The sequence below is a fragment of the Streptomyces spinosisporus genome, assembly GCF_022698145.1.
GTDB classification, from domain to species: domain Bacteria; phylum Actinomycetota; class Actinomycetes; order Streptomycetales; family Streptomycetaceae; genus Streptomyces; species Streptomyces spinosisporus.
This window is the reverse complement of sequence record NZ_JALDAX010000046.1, coordinates 1-4589: the sequence shown is the minus strand read 5'-3', so window position 1 is coordinate 4589 and position 4589 is coordinate 1. Positions and strand designations below refer to the sequence as shown.

Here is a 4589-nt window from a genome sequence, read left to right as displayed (position 1 = left end):
CTTACGTGTGTGGGATGTGTGCCGATCCTGTACGGACCTGTCGGGCGCCGCACATGTTGTGCGTTGTAGAAGCCGAGAGCTTTCGTACGCGTGGTTCCCCTGGAGATCGCATCGTCCATCGAGTCGACGCTCATAGCGCTGTCAGCGAGACCCGCGTCCTTCGCCGCGTCACACGTCTTCTGGTCTTCGAAAACGTGCAGCCTCTCCAGCCACCGCTTCAGAAGGGAACGACCAGCCCGGCTTCTCGCAGGGCAAGCACTGCCCTGCCCATGCACTCGGCGGCCGAGGCCCCGTCGGCCCTCACTCCACCATTCAGAGCCTCACCAGAGGCTGCGAATGTCCACGCCGGCCGGTTGTCACGCATGCGCTCCGCGTCGACCCGGATCATGGCACCGACCCCCTGCTCGCCGAGCCACTCAAGGAGGGACAGCGTCACGTCCTCGATGCCACTGTCCAGGTCCACCTTGGGCCGCCGCCCACTCCCCTTGGCCATGGCCACGACCCTACTCAGCACCTGACAGGTGACTCGGACGCCGAAGAACAAGTTGGGTGCTGAACCGGTGAAGGTGTCCACAAGGTCGACGGAGAGGAAACGGCGCGGCCTGGCCGCATCTGCGGAGATCGGTAGTATTCGCGCGTCGCGTTTCGATAGCAACTTGCACCGCAACCATGGGTTCCGGGCCATCGGGGGAGAGCTGACATGTCCAAGGGCGATCTCGTTCTGAGCCTGGCCGGCCTCGACGACCTGGCACTGCAGCTGAGGTCGATCAAGAAGCGCATGGACGACACCGGCCAGGTCGATCGAAAGCTGGGCAACGGCGAACTGGGCTCGGCGTCGGCATACGACGCCATGGAGGACTTCATACACGGCTGGAAGGACGGCCGTAAGGAGATCGACAACGGCATCGATGGCGTGGCGAAGATGGCGCAGGACATTGTTGACAAGCTGACCAAGCTCGACGTCGATCTCAGGAACGCTCTCCGCAAGCACGAGGAGGAGGGCAAGGATGCAAAGTGATGCCTCCCTCTCCGACGGCACCGGTGAAGAGGACCCGTTCGCCGGGGCGGCGGCCGGGGACGTCATCGCAATCAACATCCAAGTACCCAGTACGTGGTACGAGTTCGACGTACACCCCGCGACGGTGAACCGGTCGATCCGCGAGGTCGTAGCGCAGCGGGTTAAGGAGAGGCCCGAACTCGGCCAGCACCAGGCGGATCTCATCAGGACCTTGAAGAAGGTGGCCCGCGAGGCCCGAAACAACAGGGTCGTCTACTGCGGCTCCATGTGTGAGATCGTCGACGACGAGCCGATGGTGGCCAGCCTCACGGTCAGCGTGACCGCAGCAGTGAATGAGGCGACGGGCGAGACCGCCCCCACCGGGCCTGACACCTTCATGGACATCCTTTCGCCGATCGCCCCCGGCCGCCGGCCGACCGACCCGTGGCGCCGCGTGAGCGTGGTAGACCTGCCCGAAACGGGCCGGGCGGCACGTACCGAAGGCGTCGAGGACATCGAGGTCCCCGACGACAACCGCAGCTACCGCGCGGTGATGATGCAGACGTTCGTGCCGTTCCCCGGCGGCGACCCCAAGGTCGCGGTGATCAGCGCCAGCACTCCCCAACTGGCCCTGGCCGAGCCGATGCTGCAGCTCTTCGACCTCATCACCAGCACGTTCCGCTTCGTACGCCGCGCCGACCTCGACACGGAGAGCTGAGTTTGATGGCCCGCCCCACCGACTGGCACAACCTCGACCTGCACGAAGACCCGACGCCCGGCGATCCGCACGAGGTGAAACTCCAGGGCCAGCGCTACAAGACCTTCGTCGAGGACATCTTCACCGTTCTCAAGAGCATGCGTTCCGCCTCGAAGGACTCCGCTCTCCGGGACGCGAACAGCAAGGCCATGGACGCGTTCAAGGAACGGATCGGCAAGCTGCCCGGCCAACTGCAGAAGCTTCACGGCTCCTACGAGAAGGCTTCGGAGGCCCTGCTGACCTACGCAGGGACGCTGGAGCACTGTCAGACGACGGCGGATCACGCTCTCGCCAGGGCCCGCACTCTACGCGGCGAGCTCTCCAAAGCGCAGGGCCGTCTGGCGAGTGCCACGGCCGCGGCAGGCAACGCCCAGTCAGCCCAGGACAAGCTCAAGAACCCTGCAGGCGGCGCGCCCATGCCCGACCCGGACAAGGTCCGAAAGGCTGCACGCGACGCACGGCACGCGAACGAGCACCAGAAGGCGGTTCAGGGTCAGGTGGACAGCCTGAACGCCCAGTTGGCGGAGCTGAAGACGAAGGCGGAGAAAGCCGGCAAGGACCAGGACGAGGCAGCCACGAAGCTCGTCCATGACATCCACGATGCCTCCGATGCCGGCATCCACAACAAAAAGTGGTACCAGAAGGTAGGGGACTGGCTGGGGAAGGCCTGGAAGGTACTCGTCGTCGCCGCCAAGATCTTTGTGGCCGTCGCCGGGATCGTGCTGCTGTTCGTGGGTGGCCCTCTGGTGTGGATCGTTCTTGCCGCGGCGCTGATCGTGCTGGCGGACACCATCGTCCAGTTCGCCCAGGGCAAGGCGGGCTGGGGTGACCTGCTGTTCGCCGCGCTGGATTGCATCCCGCTTGTCGGAAAGGTCGCGATGCTGGCGAAAGCCGGCAAATTTATGGCCGGATTCAGAATGGCGCTGAAGGTCAGGAAGGCGGAGATCGCCTTCGCTCGCCTGGTGAAGGTGTGGCGCATGGGTGAGGATCTCAAGGGTTTCCGCAAAGTTGCTTTCGCGTTCGCTAAGGGTGAGATGAAGACGACGCTCAAGGACGCCCTGAACGGCGGCTGGAGTGAGATGCGGAAGAACGCCCTGCAGAACCTTACCGGCAACGTTATCGGAGCCGGTATGGGCACGCTTGTGAGCAAGGGACTGTCCAACCTGCCGGGCAAGCTCTATCGCAGCAGTCTGATCGACATGGACAGAAAGCAGTTCGCTCAGCTCAACATGGCGCTGAACGGAAAGAACGTGTTGGGTACGAGTATGGTCGGCGCAGCCCAGGGCTTCGTGACCAGCCTGACCCGGGCCACCGTCAATACTGCCTTGTTCGGTGCTGATTTCGACACGACCGGTGTCTTCATGGACACCGTGGGCGGTGGTGGTGGAGGCCTTGGCTACAAGCCGGGCATCCTGCCGGCCAAGGCGGCTCTCAGCTCCTGAGCTCGTTCAGTGCGATCTGAAAGCGAGCCATCGCAGCCTCAACTCGGATACGCATGTCGATGTACTGCACATCACCGCTGTCCGAGAGCTCGGTGAACTCTGTCGGCTCCGTGACATCGCCGAGGTGTTTGTCCGAGAATTCCTGCACCGCCGACCAGATGGCCCTGGCCACAGTTGCCGGCGGAGCGGCGTCAATCACCGTCCGGCGGTGCGAGATGGTCAATGTTCCATGTCTGTCGATCTTGAACTTCAGTGAAAACACCGGGTCCGAGAAAATGAAGGTGCCTCGGCCCCGTTTGATAAGGCTGCTCAAGCCGTCCAGCAGGTCGGGCAACACTGCGAACACCTGGATGCCCAGGCCGCCGTCCTTGTCAGGCGTCCGTGAGGAGGCCTGCCCTGTTGCTCCTCGAACTTCGAGATGTCCGAAGGCGAGCCCGTCCTTGATGTCATCCTGACCGTCGATCATGGTGAAGTGGAACTCCGGCATGATGGCTCGCCTCCGCTGGTAGTTGTGCCAAGTGCCGTCCTGTCAGGAGGAGGCCCTCCTCTGGACGGCCCTGCGCAGGGAGTAGAGGACTTTGCGTCGTTGTTCCTCGGCCGACGGTGCCGTCGTGATGCCGGCCTCCTCCGCACGTCGCCACGCCTCTTCGCTCACGGTGCGCGGCCTCGTGCCATCTGCCTCGATGTACACATGCTGGGGGCGTACCGCCAGCAGCTCCCGAAGGCCGGGCAGAGCGACCACGCCGGCGTACCGTGGATCACCCGCGAACGCGAACCCTGCAGACCGGGCCTCCGCTACCGCGCGCCGCCAACGCTTGCCCGTGCCGTAGCGCCGGAAGGCCACATGGATGTGTTTCTGTGGTTCGTCCGGATCGGGCAGGCGGAAGTACTCGATGCCCGCCGGGTGCGCTTCTCCGAGTGCAGGGCAGTGCTGCCAGGGATATGCCGCCAGTACGGCCCTCATCTTGCCGAGATGTTCTCGGCGTAGCGAGCCAAGAGCCACTCCGACCACGGCCACGAGGATCCCCGGGACGGCGAAGATGCTCGCGACGACTGTGCCTGACCAGCCCGACACCACGGTGCTGAGCCCCACCCAGAGCACGAGGAACAGCGCCCAGAAGGTCATGGTCGTGAGCGAGCGGCGGCGCTCCCTTTGCCAGGCACGCACCGTCGCCGGATCGGCGAAGGCCGTCTCGGGCTCGTGGTAGGTCATCCGCTCGTCCTCCCGGTGCAATGCTTGGCCTGTTACTGCACAGGTTCAGCCCGCTGCATGCATGCCCTGGCACTCCGGCTGCGACGCTATCAGGGCCGCTCCTGGCACCCTTCTGTATGGCAGTGGGCGGACCGAACGATGCAGATCGTCCGGGTGGATCAGCGGTTGACGGCCTGGATC

At 64.3% G+C, this 4589-nt stretch carries 6 protein-coding genes; 3 read left to right on the top strand and 3 right to left on the bottom strand.

What is annotated here, in order from left to right:
- Positions 1-217 precede the first annotated feature (217 nt).
- Entirely contained in the window at positions 218-574 is a 357-nt protein-coding gene (locus tag MQN93_RS43575) for a hypothetical protein (protein ID WP_242713901.1), read from the bottom strand.
- 126 nt (positions 575-700) lie between these two features.
- Here MQN93_RS43575 and MQN93_RS43570 point away from each other — a divergent pair, with 126 nt between their 5' ends.
- The 3 genes from MQN93_RS43570 to MQN93_RS43560 are packed head-to-tail and all read left to right on the top strand — an operon-like array spanning position 701 to position 3196.
- Positions 701-1018 (top strand): hypothetical protein, encoded by a 318-nt coding sequence (locus MQN93_RS43570; protein WP_242713900.1) that lies wholly within the window; start codon positions 701-703, stop codon positions 1016-1018.
- The gene (locus tag MQN93_RS43565; protein ID WP_242713899.1) at positions 1008-1715 is read left to right on the top strand and encodes a hypothetical protein; all 708 of its coding nucleotides are present in this window, start codon (positions 1008-1010) and stop codon (positions 1713-1715) included. Before MQN93_RS43570 ends, MQN93_RS43565 begins: the two co-directional genes overlap by 11 nt.
- Before the next feature lie 5 nt (positions 1716-1720).
- Positions 1721-3196 carry a hypothetical protein gene (locus MQN93_RS43560; RefSeq protein WP_242713898.1) on the top strand — a complete coding sequence of 492 codons (1476 nt, stop codon included), beginning with the start codon at positions 1721-1723 and terminating at the stop codon, positions 3194-3196.
- Here the strand turns inward: MQN93_RS43560 and MQN93_RS43555 are convergent.
- Both MQN93_RS43555 and MQN93_RS43550 read right to left on the bottom strand, forming a co-directional pair.
- A complete protein-coding gene (locus MQN93_RS43555) occupies positions 3186-3683 on the bottom strand; it encodes a hypothetical protein (RefSeq protein ID WP_242713897.1) in 498 nt (165 codons plus the stop codon). The two genes, MQN93_RS43560 and MQN93_RS43555, sit on opposite strands and share 11 nt — an antisense overlap.
- Before the next feature lie 42 nt (positions 3684-3725).
- Positions 3726-4409, bottom strand: a complete 684-nt coding sequence (locus tag MQN93_RS43550) for a hypothetical protein (RefSeq protein WP_242713896.1) — start codon at positions 4407-4409, stop codon at positions 3726-3728.
- Between the last annotated feature and the right edge of the window lie 180 nt (positions 4410-4589).

Bases quoted from the DNA above. Each gene is read 5' to 3' on its own strand.
- MQN93_RS43560 (WP_242713898.1), top strand. From the start codon at position 1,721: ATGGCCCGCCCCACCGACTGGCACAACCTCGACCTGCACGAAGACCCG.
- MQN93_RS43570 (WP_242713900.1), top strand. From the start codon at position 701: ATGTCCAAGGGCGATCTCGTTCTGAGCCTGGCCGGCCTCGACGACCTG.
- MQN93_RS43565 (WP_242713899.1), top strand. From the start codon at position 1,008: ATGCAAAGTGATGCCTCCCTCTCCGACGGCACCGGTGAAGAGGACCCG.
- MQN93_RS43555 (WP_242713897.1), bottom strand. From the start codon at position 3,683: ATGCCGGAGTTCCACTTCACCATGATCGACGGTCAGGATGACATCAAG.
- MQN93_RS43550 (WP_242713896.1), bottom strand. From the start codon at position 4,409: ATGACCTACCACGAGCCCGAGACGGCCTTCGCCGATCCGGCGACGGTG.